Genomic DNA, 21316 nt, shown 5'->3' on the forward strand with positions numbered 1-21316 from the left:
AATTATACAGATACAGAAATCGATTAATATGACAACAATAACCTCTTCAACTACATTTCAAGACAGAAAAGTAGCCTTAGAAAAACAACATAAAACACTGATTGAGCAAAAAAACGCTCCTCAGGATGAAGCTGGAAACGGTATATACGAGCGCTATAAAAACCCAGTTGTTACAGCAGCTCATGTACCGTTAAACTGGCGTTTTGATCTGAACGAAAAAACCAATCCGTTTCTACAGGAAAGAATTGGAATGAATGCCGCTTTTAACGCCGGAGCAATGAAATGGAACGGAAAATTTTTGCTTGCCGTTCGCGTAGAAGGAATCGACAGAAAATCTTTTTTCGCTATAGCGGAAAGTCCAAATGGCGTAGACAACTTTAAGTTTTGGGACAAACCATGTGTCATCCCACAAACCGCAGAACCGGATACAAATGTTTATGACATGCGTTTGATTAATCACGAAGACAGTTGGGTTTACGGAATTTTTTGTACTGAAAGAAAAGATCCAAAAGCTCCAAAAAGCGATACAAGTTCGGCTGTAGCCAATGCAGGAATCGTACGTTCGAAAGATTTAGTAAACTGGGAAAGATTGCCGGATTTAATTTCGAATACAGGTCAACAACGAAATGTAGTTTTACATCCGGAATTCGTAAACGGAAAATATGCTTTATACACACGTCCGCAAGATGGTTTTATTGATGTTGGATCTGGCGGCGGAATTGGTTTAGGCTATGTTGACGATATGACAAATCCAGTTGTAAAAGACGAGAAAATCATATTCGGAAAACAATATCATACCATTTATGAATTGAAAAATGGTCTTGGCCCTGCTCCTATTAAGACAGAAAAAGGCTGGTTGCATCTGGCACATGGAGTTCGTAATACCGCAGCAGGATTGCGCTACACGCTTTATATGTTTATGACAGATCTTGATGATATTACCAAAGTAACACACGTTCCTGCCGGACATTTTATGGGTCCGGAAGCAATTGAAAGAGTTGGCGACGTTTCGAATGTTTTATTCTCAAACGGATGGATTGAAGATACTGACGGAACCGTTTATATCTATTATGCCTCATCAGACACGAGAATGCACGTTGCAGTTTCGTCTGTAGAAAAATTAGTTGATTATGTTACCAATGCACCATCGGATACTTTTATTTCTGCGGGTTCAGTAAAAACAATCATCAGCCAAATTGATAAAAACAACACAATTTAAATCGTCGTGCCAACAAAACTAAAGCAACTTAAAGCTGAATTATCGGCCGAACTGGATTCAATTTTAGAATATTGGTCGAAACATACTATCGACACTCGAAATGGCGGTTTTGTTGGTCAAATTGATTTCAACGATCATATTATTGTTAATACCGAAAAAGGTTCTGTATTAAACGCCAGAATTTTATGGACTTTTTCGTCCAGTTATAAAATCACAAAAAACGAAAGTCATAAAGAAATTGCCAAACGTGCTTTTGAGTTTCTTTCAGATTATTTTTACGACGATGAATTTGGAGGTTTATTCTGGAGTATCAATGCTGATAAAACGCCAAAAGATACTAAAAATCAAATTTACGCTTTAGCTTTTGCGATCTACGGATTATCTGAATATTACGCTATTTCTAAAGAAGATAAAGCTTTAGAAATAGCCATCAATCTGTATTTAAAAATTCAGGAACACAGTTACGATCCTGAAAACAAAGGCTATTTTGAAGCTTTGACCCGTAATTGGCAACCTATTGAAGATCTGCGTTTGAGCGATAAAGATGCCAACGAAAAGAAAACCATGAACACGCATTTGCATATTGTTGAAGCGTATGCGAATTTGTTTAAAGCATGGAAAGATAAAAAACTGCAAAGCGATATAATCGAATTATTAGAAACAATCGAAAAACATTTCATAAATACCGAAACTGGACATTTACGTTTGTTTTTTGATGAAAACTGGATCGAAAAACCAGATGTGATCTCATACGGCCATGATATTGAAGCAGCGTGGCTTTTACTGCAATGCGCCGAAATTTCTGAAGATGAAAATTTAATCGCCAATTATAAAAAACACGCCATTAAAATGGCCGAAGTTACCCAAGAAGGTCTGGATTCTGATAGCGGTTTATGGTACGAATTTGATCCTGAAAAGAACGAATTAATTGCCGAAAAACATTGGTGGGTTCAAGCCGAAGCTTTAATTGGTTTTTATAATGCGTATCAATTAACCGGCGATCAAAAATATCTGGACATCGTTTTTAAAAACTGGAAGTTCATTCAAAAACACATTCTGGACAAACAAAACGGAGAATGGTTCTGGGGAATTTATCGCGATAATTCTTTAATAGAAAAAGACAAAGCAGGTTTCTGGAAATGTCCTTATCATAATAGTCGCGCTTGTCTGGAACTTATTCAAAGAATAAAAGACTAATTATTTTTATTTCAAAAACTGATTTTTATTGTATTAAAAAAATAATGATTATGAAACGATTTCTTTTTTTTAGTGTACTATTTCTAACTACAATAGCAAATGCTCAAACCAACTTGATCAAAAATGGTGGATTTGAAAGTGATTTTACAAATTGGCGCGGAGAAGATATTGCTACAATTTCTCCTTATGACAAAAAATTTGGACAAAAAAGCGCGGCAATTAATCAATTTGTTGGAGCCGAATGGAAAGCCATCGATCAAATCCTTACAATTCCTAAAAATACTTTTGCTATAGAATTTAGCATCTGGATCAAGACAGAAAGTATCGAAGAACAGAAAGAAGCTTATAAAGCCGGTGCAATGATTGTTGAATTTACAGATAATAGCGAAAAGAAAATTAGTTCTGAAAATATTGCAGAAGTAAAAGGAACTACACCTTGGACATTGTATAAAAGAACAATAAATATCCCTGAAAATACGCAAAAAATAAGAATCATGCTGGCGTTGGCACAAACTAACGGATCAATTTATTTTGATGATGCTAAAGCAATAACAGTTTCTAAATAACACATAAAATGAAAATTACATTTCTTAAAATAGCATTTATAAGTCTATTAGTTTTGACATTAGCAAGTTGTTCCTCTGATAAAGAAAACAATGAAGAAGTTATAACTAATCCACCGGCAGAAACGGATCCTTTGACCACTCAAAATGTCACCACATATATGGTCGATGCAAATGCTACAAAAGAAACCGTAGCTTTATTTTATAATTTAAAAAAGCTCGCCAAAACTAAAGTTGCGATTGGTCAACAAGACGCTTTAAATAATTTTTATCAGGATAATGGCGGAGATTCAGATATTAAGAAAAACACAGGTTCTGATCCTGCGCTTTTAGGTTCTGATTTTATATTTATTACTGACAAAAATAATAACAATCAGGCTGATAATTGGTTTTATCAACAAGAACAAAAAACAATTAGCGATGTAAAAGCCGCTTACGCGAAAGGTATGATCAATACTTTTTCATGGCATTTGAGAGAACCTAACAAGGAAGATTCCTTTTATGCGGCTGATATGACGGCAGATCAAAAAGCAACAGCTTTTAAAAGTATCTTGCCTGGAGGAATAAATCACGAATGGTACAAGAAAAAACTAGACAAAGTTGCCAGTGTGTTTTTGAATTTAAAAGGTGCAAATGGAGAATTGATTCCGATAATCTTTAGACCTTTTCACGAATTTGATGGAAGTTGGTTTTGGTGGGGTGCTAATTTTTGTTCTGCCGATGATTACAAAAAAGTATATCAATTTACAGTTGATTATTTAAAAAACACCAAAGGCGTTCACAACATTCTATATGCTTTTTCGCCTGATAACTCCTATACAACTGCCGAAAATTACTTAAGTCGATATCCCGGCGATAAATATGTTGATGTTCTTGGAATGGATAATTATGGTGATTTTGATAACCAAGGTCAAACTGGCGCAACGAAAGCAAATACAAAACTTATAATGATTGGATCTCTTGCAGCTGATAAAGTAAAAATTTCGGCATTGACAGAAACCGGATATCAGGTTACAGCAACAAAACCTCCCGTTACGGATTGGTTTTCGAATTATCTCTATGGAGCAATAAACAATATTCAGGGATATGATTCTACGATCTCTATTAGCTACGTAATGTTCTGGACTAATTCTAAAGATGCCTATTTTGTTCCAAATGGCTCTGTTTCGAATGCTGCAGATTTTAAAACATTTGCAACAAAATCAAAATCGGCATTATTGAATTCATTGCCGAAGATGTATGAATTGCCGAAGTAAAAATAAGTCCTGCATGTCTTTGCGAGGAACGAAGCAATCACACTAACAATAAGCCGATTTGACAGGAAAAAACATTAGAGATAAGATTGCTTCGTTCCTCGCAAAGACGAATAAAACCTTAAAAAACCTAGCCCTGATAGAAGCGGAAATCCTTTTATCCGCCGCAGCGGATAAAAGATTGAAACGTCCCGAAGCTTCGGGAGCAGGAAATAGCTCGTAAAAAAATAACTAATGAAAAACATACTTCTAAAAACGCTACTATTTGCTTTGATTTTTTCTACAATCGCTTGTCAGGCGCAGGAAAGAATTACGGTGAAAGGAACACAATTTTACAAAGGCAATAAACCGTACGCATACATTGGAACGAATTATTGGTACGGAAGTTTATTGGCTTCGAAAAAAGTGGGCGACCGAAAAAGATTGCTTCGTGAACTGGATTTGATGCAGAAATACGGAATCGATAACCTTAGAATTTTAGTTGGCGGCGATGGCGGAAAATATGATTTTACCGTTCGTCCGGCATTACAATACGAACAGGGAAAGTATGATGAAGATTTGCTTGATGGCTTGGATTTTCTGATCAGTGAAATGAGTAAACGCAAGATGTATGCGGTTTTGTATTTGACCAATAATTGGGAATGGTCGGGCGGAATGTCACAATATTTAGAATGGAACGGCAAAGGTCCAATTCCGATTCCGAATATTACCCCAAATACGTGGCCACAATTTATGGCTTATACAGAGCAATTTTATAGCTGTGAGCCTTGCATGAAAGGTTTGGAGAATCATGTGAAGTTTATCATTGGACGAACAAATGCCTATTCGCACAAAAAATACACGGAAGATAACACGATTATGGCGTGGCAAGTTGGAAATGAACCAAGACTTTTTACAGTCGAAAATGAGGCGAAATTTACGGTTTGGCTAAATAATATTGTGGATTTAATTGATAGTTTAGACAAAAACCACTTGATTTCTACAGGTTCTGAAGGGAAAAATAGTTCAAATGATAGCATGGAAATTTTCGAAAGGACGCATCAAAACCCGAAAATTGATTATTTGACAATGCACATTTGGCCCAAAAACTGGGGTTGGTTTAAAGCTGATAACGCTGAAAAAACAATACCAACAACGCTGGAAAATGCCGGAAAATATATTGACGATCACATCAAAGTTGCCAATAATTTGAAACGCCCTATTATTATTGAAGAATTTGGTTTGGGAAGAGAAAACGAAAGTTTATTATCAACGGCAGCTGTTGCGAATAGAGATATTTTTTATAATTATATTTTTAACCGTGTTGCTGAAAGCCGTAAAAATAATGGTCCATTGCAAGCGGCAAATTTCTGGGGTTTTGGTGGAGAAGGAAAAGCGGTTAACACAACTGGAAAATGGAATCCCGGAGATCCTTTAACAACTGATCCTCCGCAAGAACCACAAGGATTGAACTCGGTTTTTTCTTCGGATAAATCAACATTAGAGATTGTGAAAAAATACAATCAGGAATTGAAAAAATAATTTTAACATACATGACATAGATGCACTGCTGTGCGTCTCTACAGTCAATGTCTTTAAATTAAGGGGGAATCTATAAAATCACTTAACAGTTTAATCAAGAAAGTAATTAGAAAAATCCGCTTTTATCAGCGTTTTCGCTTTAGCGAATCAGTAAAATCAGCGTCTAATTTTGACGCGGATAAAACAGATTTACTTCGTAAAAACGCGGATAAAAACGGATTTGATTTGCAATAATTTTATTTTCTAAAAGCTTAACTTAATGACATTACCCTACGGTATATGTGTATAAAAATTTTATGCTAATATTTTTTCAATTGCATTCAATTCATCATGTGTAAATTCCAAACTTTGCAAACAATCAATATTATTATTTAACTGTCTCACGGAACTTGCACCAATTAAAACCGATGTAATTCGTTTGTCTTTTTGAAGCCACGCCAAAGCCATTTGTGCTAAAGATTGATTACGATTTTGCGCAATTTCATTCAGTTGAACTAATTTCTGGATTCTTTCAGAAGTAACCTCATCTTCTTTTAAATGTCCGTTTGGATTATGTGCTCTTGAATTCTCCGGAATACCGTTTAGATATTTATCGGTTAAAAGTCCTTGTGCCAAAGGCGAAAACGCAATACAGCCTACTCCTTTTTCTTCGAGAACATCCAGTAAACCATTTTCAACCCAACGTTCCAGCATCGAATATTTTGCTTGGTGAATCAAACAAGGTGTTCCTAATTGTTTTAAAACATCAACCGCAACACGAGTTTGTTCTGCCGAATAATTACTGATTCCAACATACAAAGCTTTTCCGCTTCTTACCGCATAATCTAAAGCCTGCATCGTTTCTTCAATGGGCGTTTCAGGATCCGGGCGATGCGAATAAAATATATCTACATAATCAACTTTCATCCTTTTCAAACTCTGATCTAAACTCGACAATAAATATTTACGGGAACCCCAATCGCCATAAGGTCCGTCCCACATGGTGTAACCGGCTTTGGTCGAAATAATGATTTCATCACGCAAATTTCCCTGAAAATTATGCCACAGAATTTTACCAAAATTAGTCTCTGCAGAACCCGGAACCGGTCCGTAATTATTAGCAAGATCATAATGCGTAATTCCTTTATCAAAAGCTTCTACAGCGATACATTCTGCATTATCAAAATTATCAACTGAGCCGAAATTGTGCCATAATCCTAAAGAAATTTCAGGTAATAATAACCCGCTTTTTCCACATCTGTTATATTTCATTTTTTTGATTTAATGGTTGGAAGATTAATAGGTTTTAAAGGTAAAAACAATCCTAATTAATTAAAATCAAATTACCCTTTAATTTTTGTAAATTTGTTTAAATAATAAAATTATGGAAAATAACTGGCAAAATTTAATTTCAATTAATCCGGATATCAGATTTGGCAAACCTGTTATTTCCGGAACTAGAATTTGTGTTGCAGATATTCTTTCATGGCTTTCTACAGGAATGTCTTTTGACGAAATAATTGAAGACTTTCCTGAATTAAAGAAAGAGCATATTCTTGCTGCATTGGCTTTTGCTGCAAATAGAGAAAATATTACCAAAATAATTGCAGCGTAATGAAATTACTTTTGGATGCAAATATCTCATGGAGAATAATTAAACTTATCGCAAATAATTTTTCAGATTGCTTGCATTCTAATGAAATCAAAGTAGCTCAACCTGCAAAAGATATTGAAATCTGGGAATTCGCCAAGCAAAATAATTTTACAATACTTACTCATGATGACGATTTTGAAAAATTGTTACTTTTAAAAGGAGCACCTCCAAAAGTTATTATTTTAAAAACTTTCAATAAAAACACTAAGCAAATTGCTGAACTTCTAATTTCAAAGAAAGAAATTATAGAATCTTTTATTTCTAATGATCAATTAATGATTTTAGAAATTTATTAAAAATAAATCGCCACGAATTCACAAATTTTCAAACAATTAATTCGTGAATTCGTGGCGAAAAAAAATTGGCGTCTTTGTGTCTTTGTGGCAAAAACTTTACTCTTTTATCTCAAAACCACTCGTTAAACCTTTATCAGAGCTTCCTCCAACCATGATTTTAAAAGTTCCTGGTTCTACTAAATAATTTCCTTCATTATCATAAAAACCTAGTTCCTTATCCGTTAAGGTAAAATTAATTGTTTTAGTTTCTCCTTTTTTCAGGTTTACCAATTCAAAACCTTTCAATTCTTTTATTGGTCGAACAATACTCGCATATTCATCATGAATATACAATTGTACGACTTCTTTTCCGTCATAATTTCCTGAATTGGTAACTTCAATACTCACTTGTACATTTTCACCTTTTGCGAAAGCACTTTTGTTTAATTTCAAGTTTTTATAATCAAACCTAGTATAACTCAAACCAAAACCAAACGGAAACTGAGGTGTTTTTGCAACATCTGTATAATGCGACCAAAACACATTTTTATCAACGTCAATTGGTCTTCCCGTGCTGTATTTGTTGTAGTAAATTGGAACCTGTCCCACATTTCTGGGGAAAGACATAGGCAATTTTCCACTCGGGTTATAATCACCATATAAAACCTGCGCAACAGCGTTTCCGGTTTGAGTTCCTAATTGCCAAGCTTCGACAATTGCAGGAATATGCTCTGCCGCCCACGGAATACTTAACGGGCGTCCGTTGTTTAAAACCAAAACAATATTTGGGTTTACTTTGTAAATTTCTTCTAACAATTCTTGCTGAACTCCAGGCAAATTAAGATCTGTTCTACTTCTGCCCTCGCCGCTTTGAAAACCATGTTCTCCAAGAACTATTACCACAACATCTGCATTTTTAGCAGCTGTTTTTGCAGCTTCAAATCCGCTTTTATCAGTGGTATTAAAAATCACCTCATCTAAGAAACTCGTTTTCCCAACAATTAAATCAGCACCTTTTTCAAACGTCAACTGATTGTCTTTATATTGCTGCATTCCTTCAAGAACCGAAACCGCCGTATTATTATCCGACGCAATTCTCCAGCTACCAAGCGGACTATTTTTATCATTTGCCAAAGCGCCAATCAAAGCAATTTTCTGTCCTGATTTTTTCAGCGGAAGCAAATTCTCATTCCGCCCCGGCGGACAAGCATTTTTCAATAAAACAATAGATTTTTTAGCCATATCAAGAACGACGTCATTATTAGCTTTACTTCCAATAACTGCTTTCTCACGCTTTTCATCACAATATCTATAAGGATCATCAAACAATCCTAATTCAAATTTCACACGCAAAATTCTACGAACTGCATCATCAACCAAAGATTCTTTTACCTTTCCCTCCTTAACCAAAGCAGCTAATTTTGCCACATATAAATACGATTCCATATCCATATCAGAACCTGCAATTACCGCTTTTGCAGTTGCATCAGCTTCATCTTTTGCATAACCGTGCGCAATCATTTCGCGAATCGAAGCATAATCAGAAATCACAAAACCATCAAACTTCCATTTCCCTTTTAGAATATCTCTTTGCAGAAAAACATTTCCTGTTGCCGGAACGCCATTCAAGGTATTAAACGAATTCATAAACGTACGAACTCCTGCATCAACAGTTGCCTTAAAAGGCGGCAAAACCGAGTTGTATAATTTAGAATTACTAATATCTACAATATTATATTCCAGTCCGGCCTCAACATAACCATAAGCAGCAAAGTGTTTTGCACAAGCTGCGATTGTATTTATTTTAGCCAAATCGGCAATGGTTTCGCCCTGAAAACCTTTAACTCTTGCAGCACCAATTTTACTTCCCAAATACGGATCTTCACCTGAACCTTCCATTACACGGCCCCAACGCGCATCGTTTGCCACATCGACATTTGGGCCAAAAGTCCAGTTAATTCCAGATGCCGAAGCTTCGTCAGCCGCAATGGCCGCCGATTTTTTAATCGCTTCCAAATCCCAACTCGCCGCTTCTGCCAACGGAATTGGACTCAACGTTTTATAACCGTGAATAACATCAAAACCAATAATCAATGGAATTCCCAAACGAGTTTCTTCAACCGCAATTTTCTGAACCGCACGAACCTCTTTCACACCGCGAACCGTCAGCATTGAACCAACCCAGCCTTTTCGCAAATGTTCGTATTTCAACTCGGCAGTTCCGCCTTTTGGAGCCGGTCCCGTCACATCCCAAAAACCGTTATATTGGTTCATTTGCCCCACTTTTTCCTCCAAAGTCATCAAAGGCAAAAGAAGATCAATACGTTCTTCAATACTTTTATTTTTATCCAAATACGGCTTTTTCTGTGCATTCATATTTCCAACAGTAAACAGGGTAAAAATCCCAATAGTTATTATTTTATTGTTTTTCATAGTGGTATAATGGTCGGATAGTTTATTTTAAAGGTGCTATCCCGAGGCTTCGGGACTGAGGCCCTAAGCTTCTGAGTTTAGTAATTTGGGCGTGTCCCGCCGAAAAAGGCGGGTCGGGCTATTCGTTTCAAGTCCTCGCACTTCCTTCGTCAGGCTGTGGGCTCTTCTCTTCTATCCCTCACGCGACTTATGGCAAATGAGAGCTTTTTATATTCAAAAGAAGTTCAATACTCCACAATCTTGTCATTTCGACAGAGGAGAAATCACACTAGAAATTCCACAATCTAAGTCGCCATTATCTTGTCAATTCCGAGAAACGAGGAATCTCCACAAGAAACTCTACAATCTAAGTAGCCAATCTTTGTCGAGCTACTAGTGTGATTTCTCCCTTCGGTCGAAATTGACAAACTTTGTGTCTTAACTTTATGGGACTTCTCCCGAAGCCTTGGGATCGCTCAGCCTGACTAAAATAAGATAAAACAACAAAAAAATCAGTGACAATCCTTTTAAATCTGTACAATCCGCGGGCAAAAAATCTAAAATCTACATTCTAAAATCTAAAATTCTTCCGTAAAACAAGAAGCTGGTAAATTAGCTTTATTAAACAAATCCGATTGAATTGTATTTCCCCATGCAAAACGAACTTTCACAGGATTGTCTACTTTTTTACTCGTCAAAATCATCTGATTATTTTTGATCGAAGCTTCTGCAGGAAAGAAAATTCCATCGGCTCCAGCCACTTCAAATTGATTCGATGTTTTATTCTTAAAGTGCAATCCTTCCGAATAATCAAACGAAATAATTGCTTTATTTTTTTCTATTTTAAGACCTTTAAAAAGTGGTCCATTTACCAAATTACGATTGAGTCCCGAAGCTTCGGGATAAATGTCGGCTAAAGCCAAATTCGCCAAACGAATTCCAACATCTTTTTTATTCTTTGGATGAATATCAATTGTATCCGAAATATCACTTGTAAGAACCATTCCTGTTTTAGGAACTTCTTTTAGGATTTTTCTTTGAGAATCTCTCACTATAACATTAGAGAAATTATTGCTGCCCGTTTTATAAGGCGCAATCTGAACGTAATAAAAAGGAAATTCGTCCTGCCAAACTTTTCTCCAGGATGTAATCAAAGCCGATAATGTTTTGTCATAAACCAATGATCCAACATTCGATTCGCCTTGATACCAAAGTGTTCCTGCAATTTTAAATCCTGCAAAAGGATAAATCATGGCATTGTAAGCACGCCCGGGCTGACGTGGACCATATTCTTGTTCGTTCAGTTTTTTGGCATTTTCTAATAAAACAGGATCATTTTGAACGACTTCTTCCGGCATCCAGATTTCAGCAGGAGTTCCGCCCCAGTTTGAAGATATTAATCCAATTGGCACATTTTTCAACTCTTCGCGTAAGCGTTTGGCAAAGAAATAACCAACTGCACTGAAGTATTTCATAGTTTCCGGAGTCGATTCTGTCCAGTTTCCCAATAAATTATTCTGCGGACTTGTAGCGGTTAATTTCGGAACTAAAAAAAAACGAATATTAGGGTTTGTCGCATTTTTCATTTCTTCTTCGCCATTATCGATTCCCCAACTTGCAGACATTTCCATATTGGATTGTCCGGAACAAACCCAAACTTCACCAATCAGAATATTTTTAAGTATGACTTCGTTATATCCTTTTATAGAAATGGTATAAGGTCCACCGGCTTCGGGAGTTTTTATGTGAAGTTCCCATTGCGCCTGATTATTCGCCACCACTTTATATTCCTGATTGTTCCAGCTGGAAACTAATTTGATTTCTTCTTTTGGATTTGCCCAACCCCAAATTCTCACTTCAGAGTTGCGCTGTAAAACCATATTGTCACCAAAAATATTCGGAAGTGTAACGTTTGCCATCATAGTACTGGAAATCATCAGAAAGAAAACAAACTTAAATATATTATTTTTCATTTAACAGCTTTTTTAAAAACGGAGCATATTCATCTGCCATAACTTTTTGGTCAGCAACATCCGGATGTCCTAAACAGCCTTTTGGCGTCATTGGTTTAAATTTAAAAATCTGAATCGTTTTGTGTTTTTTATCTTCCGCGAAAGCGTTCTTCACTTTATTCAGACAATCTTCAAAAACAATCGCTCTTTCTCCATTAACCATTGGACTATTTGTAATCACAATTTGCGCTTTCGGATTGTGTTCGTAAAGCATTTTAATAAAGTTAATGTAATTCGAAACATACTTTTCGGCATTAAATGGCAAACGTTCTTTTTTGCCGTCTCCACCAGAAAAATCATTGGTTCCTAAAGCAATACTGATAATATTGGGCTGAAAAGCAAAATCATATTTGGGTTTCGAGGCGTCTTTTGTCAAATACAAGTTTTGATAAACATCCGGCATAATCGCTTCTTCTTTATTCTCATCGTTCCAGTTTCTGTACATTCCAATTCCGGAAACGGAACTCATCAAATAATCAACATCGATTTCTCTTGAAAGTACTGCCCCATAAGCATAATAGCCATTATGATGATCCATGTATTCACCTTTATCACAATCAACTGAATCACTTGCTGCCGCACAGGTTATAGAATCTCCTATAAATTCGATTTTCTTTTTCTTTTTGGCAGAAATCGAAGTCAGTTTTGCAGTTGTACCAGCAAATAAAACATTTCCGCTTTGTGCTTCCGTATTTTTATAAATCTCAAGGTGATGTTCTTTTTTATTTGAAGTAATTTTAATCGGGAAAGATTGCTCTGCACCTTTTTCTATTCTGATTTTTCCAATATATTTCCCGTCCAGAACTAAGGAAACATAATTATGATGCTCATAAGAATCTACACTTTGCAATGTAATTGAACATTCATTTCCAGTAAAATTAAACGAAACCGAAGAAGCCGTTCCGATCAGAACAACGTTATTGTTTTGAAGTTTCTCAACCCGACCTTCATATAGAAATGTATTGATTTTGCTTTGCGAAATCGAAACAATCGAAATCAGTAAAAATGAAATTAAAAAAGTGCTTTTCTTGAGAAACATAATTTATTTGTTAAAATATAAATACAATTCACAAATATATTCGAAATATAGTATAGAGAAAGATACTAAAACATCAAAAAGCAATAAAAAAACAGCAAACAGTACGATTGTTTATTCTGCTTTAATAGTAGTTTCAAAAAGTTCATTGCCAAACATTCCTTTGATATTCAAAAGCAACGGCTTATCTTTATAAATTAAACCTTACAGTTACTTCTCAAAAAATGAAATTATTCCATTATATAGCCTTCCTTTCAATTGTTTTATTTTCTTCTTTCGGTATAAAAAAAAATCAAACAAGTATTCAAATTGAGGAAACTCAAACTAAAACAGATCGTGATTCTATTGTTATATACGCCAAACAATATTTAGGAACTCCATATCTGTATGCAGGAATCAACCCGAAAAAAGGTTTTGATTGTTCTGGTTTTGTTAATTATGTTTTTCAGCATTTTGATGTAAGCGTGCCAAGAAGTTCCAGCGGATTTAAAAATTTAGGCATCACAAAATCACCTGAAGATTTTAAAGTTGGAGACGTTTTAGTATTCTACGGTTATAAAAACAATACCATAATTGGACATGTTGGGATTATTTGTGAAGCAAATGGAATGCGATCAAAATTCATACACGCTTCTTCCGGAAAAGCCGGAAGTGTAACGATTAGTGATTTAGATTCTGAACATTATAGCAAACGCTTTTATAAATGTGTTAGCATATTGCCTTGATTTTTTTGCCACCAATTACACGAATTTTCGCTAATTTCTAAATGTGGTTATCTAATTCACAATAACAATTTGTGGAAATTCGTGTAATTAGTGGCAAACTTATTTTTAACTATTCTTCCGTCAATAATTTTACTAAACTTTCATCTCTTTGGTATACGTCTTTGTAAAAATTTAATTCTCCTTTTCGGTCTACCCAAGCAGTAAAATATCCAATATAAACAGGAACTTTCTTTTTTAAACTGACCCAATTTTCTTTTCCTGCGTGCATTGCTTTATCAATACGTGCCGGAGTCCAGGAAGGATCTTGTTTTAATAATTCGATTGCCAATTCTCTTGGCTTTCCTACACGTACGCAACCATGGCTAAAGGCTCTGTTTTCTCTTTCAAACAAACTTTTTGCAGGTGTATCGTGTAAATAGATATTATTTGAATTCGGAAATAAAAATTTCACTAAACCAAGCGAATTATTTTTTCCCGGCAATTGGCGAACAGCACCATTATTCCATTCCAGATTTTTCTGTGCTAAATAATTCTTGTTTTTTGCCATTCCGGGTTTTATCTCTTTATTTATAATACTCGTTGGAACATTCCAATACGGGTTAAAAACAATATTGTTCATCATTCCACTAAAAATAACGGTTTGCGTCATCGCTTTTCCAACCACAACAGGTGAAACAAAAGCAATTTGATGGTCGCGAATCAAATACAATCTAAACTCAGGTATATTCACCTCAATGTATTCTGTGCCTTTTTCGAGTGCAGGGTCAATCCATCTGCAACGTTCCATATTAGCAATAATCGTTTTGATTCTGTCTGAAACCGGAATATTCATTTCGGCAATATGTTCGGGTAAGATTATATTTTTTGGTGTTAAACCGTGATGTATTTCATAGTTTTTAGCCGCCGATATCAAAAGAGAGTCGCACAAATTACTTTTATTATCCTCTTTAAGATCTCCAGTTATATAAAGCCTTTCTCTAATTTGTCCCACAGCAACAGCCGAATCTCCTTTTTTGAAGCTTTTAAAATCTTCATCGACTTCAATATTCTTCCAACCCCCTTTTTTCTCTATTTCTCTGTATTGATGAAGTGCGTCACGAAGTTTATAATACTGACTGAACATTTTCTTTCTTTTGTCGTCATTTATCGCAGCGTTTTTATAAATGGAATCTGAAAAAACCTGATAATTTACTTTTTTTCGAGGTAAAAGCCATTCTAATGATTTTGTAGTTTTCTCGTCTACTCCGGATACTTTCTGAGCGTAATAAAAATACAAATTGGTGATCATCAAATCTGTATCAACTTGTGACAATTTATTATCAATCGTATGATCAAAAATAGGATTGATTTTTTCATTGTACGGAAAATTCGCCTTCAAACCTTCCTGATCTAATCCTTTGTATTTATTAAATAAAGTGTTTCCAAATTCTCCTACACCTTTATTGTCCAACCATAATTGGGTCGATTTATTTTTCTTGTATAAAGCCAAAACCTCATTTTGAAATTTCTGTAATTTAGGATACGTCTCATAAAAAGTTGCAATACTGGAACTGTCAATTGTAATTTTAAGTTCGGGAACAACTTTTTCTGCATTCTTTTTTAATCCCTCCCCTTTTTTTTCTGCTTTAGAATTACAAGAAACAGCAACAAAAAGGATGGCAACAGCAGCAAGCGGATACAAAATTTTCATAATAATATTTTTAATAAAAATAGAAAAGTTTTACTAATAACAAATCATATCCTTAAAAATTAATATTGCCTTTACAAACTCCCAAATCAACACAGTTTAATCTGGTTTTTTATTTAAAATAAAGGCACAAAAAAACTCCAAACATGGCACATTTGGAGTTTTTCGCTTTATAACCAACCTTTAATTATTTAAATAACCGTTCCTTTTAAAGTAAGGATTTTTGGAGCCGTTTCGGCACTTGTTGTTACAGTAACTGTTTTTGTAAACCCACCTTTATTAGCGGCATTATACGTTGCTGTTACTTTAGCCGTTTTACCAGGTAAAATTGGCTCTTTAGTATAGTCTGTTGCGGTACAACCGCAAGATCCCTGAACATTAGTGATTACAACAGCAGTTTTTCCTGTGTTTTTAAATTCATAAACAATCGCTTTTGGAGTTCCTTGTGGAATTTGTCCAACATCAATAGTTTCTGCTTTCCAAACAATAGTCGAAGCTGTTACTGCAACTTTTGTTTCAGAAGTTAAAGATTCTACCGGTGCAATTGCCGAAAAAGACATTAGTCCTAAAGCTAGAGCCAACATCGAAATTTTGATCATTTTCATATCTATTTATTTTAATGGTTTATCATTCAAATTGATAATTCAAAGATAATTCGGACAAAATCAAATTGCTGTTAACCGCTTTCAAATCTTTGTTAATGAGTTGTTAATCGTCATTTTTAACTATAAATTTGATTAATATTACACTTTAAAACATCTTTTACTTGAAAATAAATAAACTTAATAGTATTATCCTTCTGGGACTTGTCGCCATTATCAGCATATTGGTAGCGCAATTGCTTTGGACGAAAGAAGCTTTTACTTTAGAACAGAAAAAACTAAGTCAGAAGGCAAATATTGCTTTACTTGAAGTGGCGAGAAAATTATACGAAGGAAAGGATCATGAGTCTTCGTGCCAAAATCCTGTTCAGAAAATTTCGAACGATTATTATATCGTAAATGTCAACAATGCTTTTGAACCGGATATTTTAGAATTTTACCTAAGAGCAGAGTTCAAAAAAATGAATATTACGACCGATTTTGAATACGCAATGTACAACTGTCAAAGCGACGAAATGGTGTATGGAAAGTATATTTCGTTTTCTGACAAGGAAAAAGCAAAAAGAACAGTTTCTTTCCCAAAACATAAAAATTTAGTCTACTATTTTGCGGTACGCTTTCCTAATGAAACTACTTATTTATTCAGTTCGATGCGTTTTTGGTTTGTGCTTTCTATAGCGCTTATCTTTATTTTATTGATTTATGTTTATTCGATTTTTACTCTTTTGCAACAAAAGAAATACTCTGAGTTGCAACGGGATTTCATCAATAATATGACGCATGAATTCAAGACTCCTTTATCTTCTATTTTAATTGCTTCGAAATATTTAATTGAGCAAAATCCGATCAAGGACGATAAAAAATTATATACTTATACGGATATTATTATCAATCAGAGTAATAAACTGAATCATCATATCGAGAAGATTTTAAACATTGCCAAATCTGATTATACGCCTTTAGAATTAAAAAAAGAAACGGTTTTGATTGTTCCGATTATAGAAGAAACTATCGAAAACATTCAGTTAAAGTATCCTCAGGCAATTATTAAAATTGAAAGTGTTTCAAATGAATATCACATAGAAACGGATCTTTTTCATTTTTCTAATTTAGTCTATAATCTACTGGATAATGCAGTAAAATATTGTAATGAAAAACCCGAAATAATAATTCAGATACTAGTAGAAAATTCGACTTTAAAATTAAAATTTATTGATAACGGAATTGGAATTGCTTCTAAAAACATTTCTTTTATCTTTGATAAGTTTTACCGCGCTCAAAACGAAAAAAGCAACGAAGTAAATGGTTTTGGACTTGGTTTATATTATGTAAAAGAAATTTGCAACTTGCATAATTGGAAAATTAAAGCCGAAAACAATTTAGAAAATGGCACAACAATAACCTTGTCAATTCCTTATAAAAAATGAAACAATTCAAAATACTTTATACCGAAGACGATGAAACTCTGGCGTTCCTGACCAAAGATAATCTGGAACAAAACAACTATCACGTTACGCATTGTTGCGACGGTAATTTAGGGTTGGAAGCTTTTAAAAAAGAGAATTTTGACATTTGCATCTTTGATATCATGATGCCTAAAAAAGATGGTTTTGAGTTGGCTACGGAGATTAGAAAAACCAATACTGATATTCCGATTATTTTTCTTTCGGCAAAAACTTTAAAAGAAGATCGTATTAAAGGTTTGCGTCTTGGCGCCGATGATTATTTGGTAAAACCTTTTAGCATTGAAGAATTATTACTCAAAATTGAAATCTTCCTAAAACGTTCGCAGAAAAATGTTCCAACAGAAAAATGTGTTTACGAAATTGGGAAGTATCAATTTGACACCAACAATTTTATTCTTTTTAATGAAAGTGAAAAAATCAGCCTTACGCAACGTGAAGCGGAATTACTGAAATTATTTCTTGATAATAAAAATTCGGTTTTAAAAAGAGAACAAATTCTGACTTCACTTTGGGGAACTGATGATTACTTTATGGGGAGAAGTCTGGATGTTTTTATTTCTCGCTTACGTAAAATTCTGGTCAACGAAAAAGGAATTTCGATAGAAAACCTACACGGAATAGGATTTCGATTTACGATGTAGTTTTTTTGACTTTAAGTATTTAAAATTTTGTATTTTTAATATCTAAAACCCCCGATATGAAATTGCATCATTTACGTAACGCGACTTTAGTTATTGAAACTGATCAACATGTAATTTTAGTTGATCCTATGTTAGGAAAGAGAAAAACGATTCCGCCTTTTACAATTTTTCGTTACAGCGCTCATAGAAATCCTATGGTTTCTTTGCCAAAAAATAGTCGTGATATTCTAAGTAGAGTGACCCATTGCTTAATCACACACCTACATCCTGATCATATTGACAAAGCTGGAGAGATTTTTTTAAGACGCAAAAGCGTATCTGTTATTTGTAGTGTAAAAGATGAGAAGGCATTGACCAAAAGGGGCTTAAACATTACCCAAACTTTAGATTACTGGCAACCTCAACCTTTTCTGGACGGAAAAATTACTGGAATTCCTGCCATTCACGGTTATGGATTTATCGCAAAATTAATGGGAAATGTAATGGGTTTTTTTATTGAATTAGCCAATGAAAAATCGATTTATATAAGCGCAGATACTATTTTTACAGAGCATGTAGAAAAAGTTCTAATCGAATTTAAACCTGACATTGCAACTGTCGCCTGCGGTACTGCAAGATTAGATATTGGTCAGCCTTTGTTAATGAGAATGAATGATATTTTGAAGTTTACAGCATTGGCACCAGGAAAAGTTTTTGCGAATCATTTGGAGGCTTTGAATCATTGTCCAACAACCAGAGAAGAATTGAAAACAGCTTTGGCTGAAAATGATCTTTTGTCAAAAACTGCGGTTCCTAATGATGGAACTTATGTGGAATATTGATTATAGAACCAACAACCCAAATTCTCGTAAAGTATTAATTGGTTTCGAATACCAGAACAATTCAAAATCGTCTAAATTGGTTTCAAAATCAGCTTTTACTTCTTGAAAAGTGTAGTTTTTAGCATTTGATATCGTGATTTTGGTCAAGATTTCAACGAGCCATTCGCCTTCATTCTTATTGGTCTGAATGTTGAAACTTTCCTTTTTATCATGAAAAGTAAAAGTCATCATTTCCCAAGTCTGCCCTTTTTTAGATTTTGTAAAATGTTCTACTGAAGGCTTTCCTCCTAACCAAACAACTTTTGCATTTGGTTTTGTATTAAAGTCATTTCCTTCTTCAAGTGCATTAAAAATAAAATCGGGATCAATTTTAGTTTTCGGAATTTTGAAATCGAACCAATCTTGCAATTCATAATCAAAGCAGATTCCATGCATGAAATTAAAAAGCGATTTCTTTAATCCGAAACTGAACTTATCGTGATTGATTCCCGTAGAATCTGTATAATCGATATCATTATTTGCAAAAGTTCCAATTGCTTCGGTTGTTTTAGTAACGCCAAATTTCTCCGGATACAACCCAACCGGACTATGAGCGGTCATCGCAAATTGATGCCAAAAACCTGATTGCAGAATTCCTGCTTCAAACAATTGACGTACCATTTCGAGACTGTCAACAGTTTCCTGAATCGTTTGTGTTGGATATCCGTACATTAAATACGCATGAACCATGATTCCGGCTTCGGTAAAATTTCGGGTAACTTTTGCAACTTGTTCAACCGTTACACCTTTATCGATTAATTTCAATAAACGGTCAGAAGCAACTTCTAAACCTCCGGAAACTGCAATACAACCGGAAGCTTTTAGTAAAAGACATAAATCCTTAGAGAAACTTTTCTCAAATCGAATGTTTGTCCACCATGTTACCGCTAATTTTCGGCGTAAAATTTCAAGAGCCAAAGCGCGCATCAAAGCCGGCGGAGCTGCTTCGTCTACAAAATGGAAACCATTTTGACCGGTTTGCAGCATCATATCTTCCATTCTGTCACACAATAAATTCGCCGCAACAGGTTCGTAAACTTTTATATAATCTAATGAAATATCACAAAAAGTACATTTTCCCCAATAACAACCGTGCGCCATTGTAAGCTTATTCCAACGTCCGTCGCTCCACATTCTGTGCATTGGATTGACAATTTCGATAACCGAAATATATTTATCCAATGGCAGATCTGAGTAATCCGGCGTTCCTACATACGCTTGTTTGTAATCGTGTTTTAAAGAATTGTTTTTGTAAACAACTTTTCCATTTTCCAGAAGAAAGGTTCTTTTGTAATGCTTCTCGTCCCTCGACTCTACTCGGGATGACAAGTTTTCAACAAGTTCTTCTATTGGAACTTCTCCATCATCTAAAGTAATAAAATCGAAAAATTCAAAAACACGAGCATCAGAAAGCGAACGTAATTCGGTATTTGGGAAACCTCCACCCATTGAAATCTTAATTTCAGGATAGTTTTGTTTTACCCATTGTGCACATCTAAAAGCGCTATATAAATTCCCGGGAAAGGGAACAGAAATTAAAAACAAGGTTGGTTTTACAGCTTCGATTTTAGCTTTTAAAAGCGAAATTAAAATCAAATCGATATAGGTTGGTTTTTGCTGTAAAGCTTCATATAATTCATCAAACGAATTGGCGCTTCGGCCCAAACGTTCGGCATATCGGCTAAAGCCAAAATTTTCATCTACACATTCTACAATAAAATCTGAGATATCTTCGAGATATAAAGTCGCTAAATGTTTGGCTTTGTCTTGCGTTCCCATTGTCCCGAAAGCCCAATCGAGTTCTTCTAATTGTGCAAATCGAGAAGCTTCCGGCAGAAAATCTTCCTGACAAATTTGTAATGCTAAAGTTGGATTTTTTCCTTGCAAAAACTGAATTACGGCATCAATCGTTTTGATGTACTCGTCTTGCAAAGCAAAAATACGTTTGGAGTTATCTGAAACTTCATCCTTCGACTTCGCTCCGGAGGACAAACCTTCAAAAACATTCTCTGCATAAAGAAACAAATCAATTAATCCTTTCTTCGAAAACAATTCCAATATCACATCAATACCTAAATCAGCCTGAACCGATTCGATATTTTTAGTGTTTAGAAATCCTTTTATATACGCAGTGGCGGGATACGGAGTATTCAACTGGGTAAAAGGAGGCGTGATGACGAAAAGTTTGGTTTTCAAAAGAAATGTTTTTGCAAA

At 34.8% G+C, this 21316-nt stretch carries 18 protein-coding genes; 11 read left to right on the forward strand and 7 right to left on the reverse strand.

Annotated features, from left to right (window positions below):
- The first annotated feature begins 28 nt into the window (after positions 1-28).
- From CHB81_RS04805 to CHB81_RS04825, 5 genes are all read left to right on the forward strand, one after another.
- A complete protein-coding gene (locus CHB81_RS04805) occupies positions 29-1219 on the forward strand; it encodes a glycosidase (protein WP_089350756.1) in 1191 nt (396 codons plus the stop codon).
- 6 nt (positions 1220-1225) lie between these two features.
- A complete protein-coding gene (locus CHB81_RS04810) occupies positions 1226-2416 on the forward strand; it encodes an AGE family epimerase/isomerase (protein WP_089350757.1) in 1191 nt (396 codons plus the stop codon).
- A 50-nt stretch (positions 2417-2466) separates the two neighbouring features.
- On the forward strand, positions 2467-2982 hold the full coding sequence (locus CHB81_RS04815; protein WP_141130360.1) for a hypothetical protein: 516 nt from the start codon (positions 2467-2469) through the stop codon (positions 2980-2982).
- Between the two features lie 8 nt (positions 2983-2990).
- Positions 2991-4235 (forward strand): glycoside hydrolase family 26 protein, encoded by a 1245-nt coding sequence (locus CHB81_RS04820; protein WP_089350759.1) that lies wholly within the window; start codon positions 2991-2993, stop codon positions 4233-4235.
- 231 nt (positions 4236-4466) lie between these two features.
- Positions 4467-5753 (forward strand): cellulase family glycosylhydrolase, encoded by a 1287-nt coding sequence (locus CHB81_RS04825; RefSeq protein WP_089350760.1) that lies wholly within the window; start codon positions 4467-4469, stop codon positions 5751-5753.
- 294 nt (positions 5754-6047) lie between these two features.
- On the opposite strand, the gene CHB81_RS04830 is transcribed toward CHB81_RS04825, so the two are convergent.
- On the reverse strand, positions 6048-7004 hold the full coding sequence (locus CHB81_RS04830; protein WP_089350761.1) for an aldo/keto reductase: 957 nt from the start codon (positions 7002-7004) through the stop codon (positions 6048-6050).
- A 112-nt stretch (positions 7005-7116) separates the two neighbouring features.
- On the opposite strand from CHB81_RS04830, the gene CHB81_RS04835 reads away from it, so the two are divergent.
- On the forward strand, positions 7117-7347 hold the full coding sequence (locus tag CHB81_RS04835; RefSeq protein ID WP_089350762.1) for a DUF433 domain-containing protein: 231 nt from the start codon (positions 7117-7119) through the stop codon (positions 7345-7347).
- The gene (locus CHB81_RS04840) at positions 7347-7682 is read left to right on the forward strand and encodes a DUF5615 family PIN-like protein (RefSeq protein WP_089350763.1); all 336 of its coding nucleotides are present in this window, start codon (positions 7347-7349) and stop codon (positions 7680-7682) included. Before CHB81_RS04835 ends, CHB81_RS04840 begins: the two co-directional genes overlap by 1 nt.
- Positions 7683-7778: 96 nt before the next feature.
- On the opposite strand, the gene bglX is transcribed toward CHB81_RS04840, so the two are convergent.
- The 3 genes from bglX to CHB81_RS04855 form a co-directional block, all read right to left on the reverse strand.
- Positions 7779-10094, reverse strand: coding sequence for a beta-glucosidase BglX (gene bglX / locus CHB81_RS04845; RefSeq protein ID WP_089350764.1), 2316 nt, complete (start codon positions 10092-10094; stop codon positions 7779-7781).
- 557 nt (positions 10095-10651) lie between these two features.
- Complete coding sequence (locus CHB81_RS04850; protein WP_089350765.1) at positions 10652-12046, reverse strand: sialate O-acetylesterase; 1395 nt, start codon at positions 12044-12046, stop codon at positions 10652-10654.
- Positions 12036-13124, reverse strand: a complete 1089-nt coding sequence (locus tag CHB81_RS04855) for an SGNH/GDSL hydrolase family protein (protein WP_089350766.1) — start codon at positions 13122-13124, stop codon at positions 12036-12038. The genes CHB81_RS04850 and CHB81_RS04855 overlap by 11 nt, the downstream gene beginning before the upstream one ends.
- Before the next feature lie 221 nt (positions 13125-13345).
- Here CHB81_RS04855 and CHB81_RS04865 point away from each other — a divergent pair, with 221 nt between their 5' ends.
- Complete coding sequence (locus tag CHB81_RS04865) at positions 13346-13846, forward strand: C40 family peptidase (protein ID WP_089350768.1); 501 nt, start codon at positions 13346-13348, stop codon at positions 13844-13846.
- Between the two features lie 109 nt (positions 13847-13955).
- On the opposite strand, the gene CHB81_RS04870 is transcribed toward CHB81_RS04865, so the two are convergent.
- The gene (locus tag CHB81_RS04870) at positions 13956-15536 is read right to left on the reverse strand and encodes a murein L,D-transpeptidase (protein ID WP_089350769.1); all 1581 of its coding nucleotides are present in this window, start codon (positions 15534-15536) and stop codon (positions 13956-13958) included.
- A 188-nt stretch (positions 15537-15724) separates the two neighbouring features.
- Positions 15725-16138, reverse strand: a complete 414-nt coding sequence (locus CHB81_RS04875) for a DUF1573 domain-containing protein (protein WP_089350770.1) — start codon at positions 16136-16138, stop codon at positions 15725-15727.
- 161 nt (positions 16139-16299) lie between these two features.
- Here CHB81_RS04875 and CHB81_RS04880 point away from each other — a divergent pair, with 161 nt between their 5' ends.
- The 3 genes from CHB81_RS04880 to CHB81_RS04890 are packed head-to-tail and all read left to right on the forward strand — an operon-like array spanning position 16300 to position 19063.
- Positions 16300-17562, forward strand: coding sequence for a sensor histidine kinase KdpD (locus tag CHB81_RS04880; protein ID WP_089350771.1), 1263 nt, complete (start codon positions 16300-16302; stop codon positions 17560-17562).
- Positions 17559-18242 carry a response regulator transcription factor gene (locus tag CHB81_RS04885; protein ID WP_089350772.1) on the forward strand — a complete coding sequence of 228 codons (684 nt, stop codon included), beginning with the start codon at positions 17559-17561 and terminating at the stop codon, positions 18240-18242. Before CHB81_RS04880 ends, CHB81_RS04885 begins: the two co-directional genes overlap by 4 nt.
- Before the next feature lie 56 nt (positions 18243-18298).
- Positions 18299-19063, forward strand: coding sequence for an MBL fold metallo-hydrolase (locus CHB81_RS04890; RefSeq protein WP_089350773.1), 765 nt, complete (start codon positions 18299-18301; stop codon positions 19061-19063).
- On the opposite strand, the gene CHB81_RS04895 is transcribed toward CHB81_RS04890, so the two are convergent.
- Positions 19064-21298, reverse strand: coding sequence for a radical SAM protein (locus CHB81_RS04895; RefSeq protein WP_089350774.1), 2235 nt, complete (start codon positions 21296-21298; stop codon positions 19064-19066).
- Positions 21299-21316: the final 18 nt, after the last annotated feature.

The sequence above is a fragment of the Flavobacterium sp. ov086 genome (genome assembly GCF_900187965.1).
Classification (GTDB): domain Bacteria; phylum Bacteroidota; class Bacteroidia; order Flavobacteriales; family Flavobacteriaceae; genus Flavobacterium.

What these genes read in the sequence shown, in the direction of transcription:
- CHB81_RS04805 (WP_089350756.1), top strand. Translation starts at nt 29, where the DNA reads ATGACAACAATAACCTCTTCAACTACATTTCAAGACAGAAAAGTAGCC.
- CHB81_RS04815 (WP_141130360.1), top strand. Translation starts at nt 2,467, where the DNA reads ATGAAACGATTTCTTTTTTTTAGTGTACTATTTCTAACTACAATAGCA.
- CHB81_RS04820 (WP_089350759.1), top strand. Translation starts at nt 2,991, where the DNA reads ATGAAAATTACATTTCTTAAAATAGCATTTATAAGTCTATTAGTTTTG.
- CHB81_RS04825 (WP_089350760.1), top strand. Translation starts at nt 4,467, where the DNA reads ATGAAAAACATACTTCTAAAAACGCTACTATTTGCTTTGATTTTTTCT.
- CHB81_RS04830 (WP_089350761.1), bottom strand. Translation starts at nt 7,004, where the DNA reads ATGAAATATAACAGATGTGGAAAAAGCGGGTTATTATTACCTGAAATT.
- CHB81_RS04835 (WP_089350762.1), top strand. Translation starts at nt 7,117, where the DNA reads ATGGAAAATAACTGGCAAAATTTAATTTCAATTAATCCGGATATCAGA.
- CHB81_RS04840 (WP_089350763.1), top strand. Translation starts at nt 7,347, where the DNA reads ATGAAATTACTTTTGGATGCAAATATCTCATGGAGAATAATTAAACTT.
- bglX (WP_089350764.1), bottom strand. Translation starts at nt 10,094, where the DNA reads ATGAAAAACAATAAAATAATAACTATTGGGATTTTTACCCTGTTTACT.
- CHB81_RS04850 (WP_089350765.1), bottom strand. Translation starts at nt 12,046, where the DNA reads ATGAAAAATAATATATTTAAGTTTGTTTTCTTTCTGATGATTTCCAGT.
- CHB81_RS04855 (WP_089350766.1), bottom strand. Translation starts at nt 13,124, where the DNA reads ATGTTTCTCAAGAAAAGCACTTTTTTAATTTCATTTTTACTGATTTCG.
- CHB81_RS04865 (WP_089350768.1), top strand. Translation starts at nt 13,346, where the DNA reads ATGAAATTATTCCATTATATAGCCTTCCTTTCAATTGTTTTATTTTCT.
- CHB81_RS04870 (WP_089350769.1), bottom strand. Translation starts at nt 15,536, where the DNA reads ATGAAAATTTTGTATCCGCTTGCTGCTGTTGCCATCCTTTTTGTTGCT.
- CHB81_RS04875 (WP_089350770.1), bottom strand. Translation starts at nt 16,138, where the DNA reads ATGAAAATGATCAAAATTTCGATGTTGGCTCTAGCTTTAGGACTAATG.
- CHB81_RS04885 (WP_089350772.1), top strand. Translation starts at nt 17,559, where the DNA reads ATGAAACAATTCAAAATACTTTATACCGAAGACGATGAAACTCTGGCG.
- CHB81_RS04890 (WP_089350773.1), top strand. Translation starts at nt 18,299, where the DNA reads ATGAAATTGCATCATTTACGTAACGCGACTTTAGTTATTGAAACTGAT.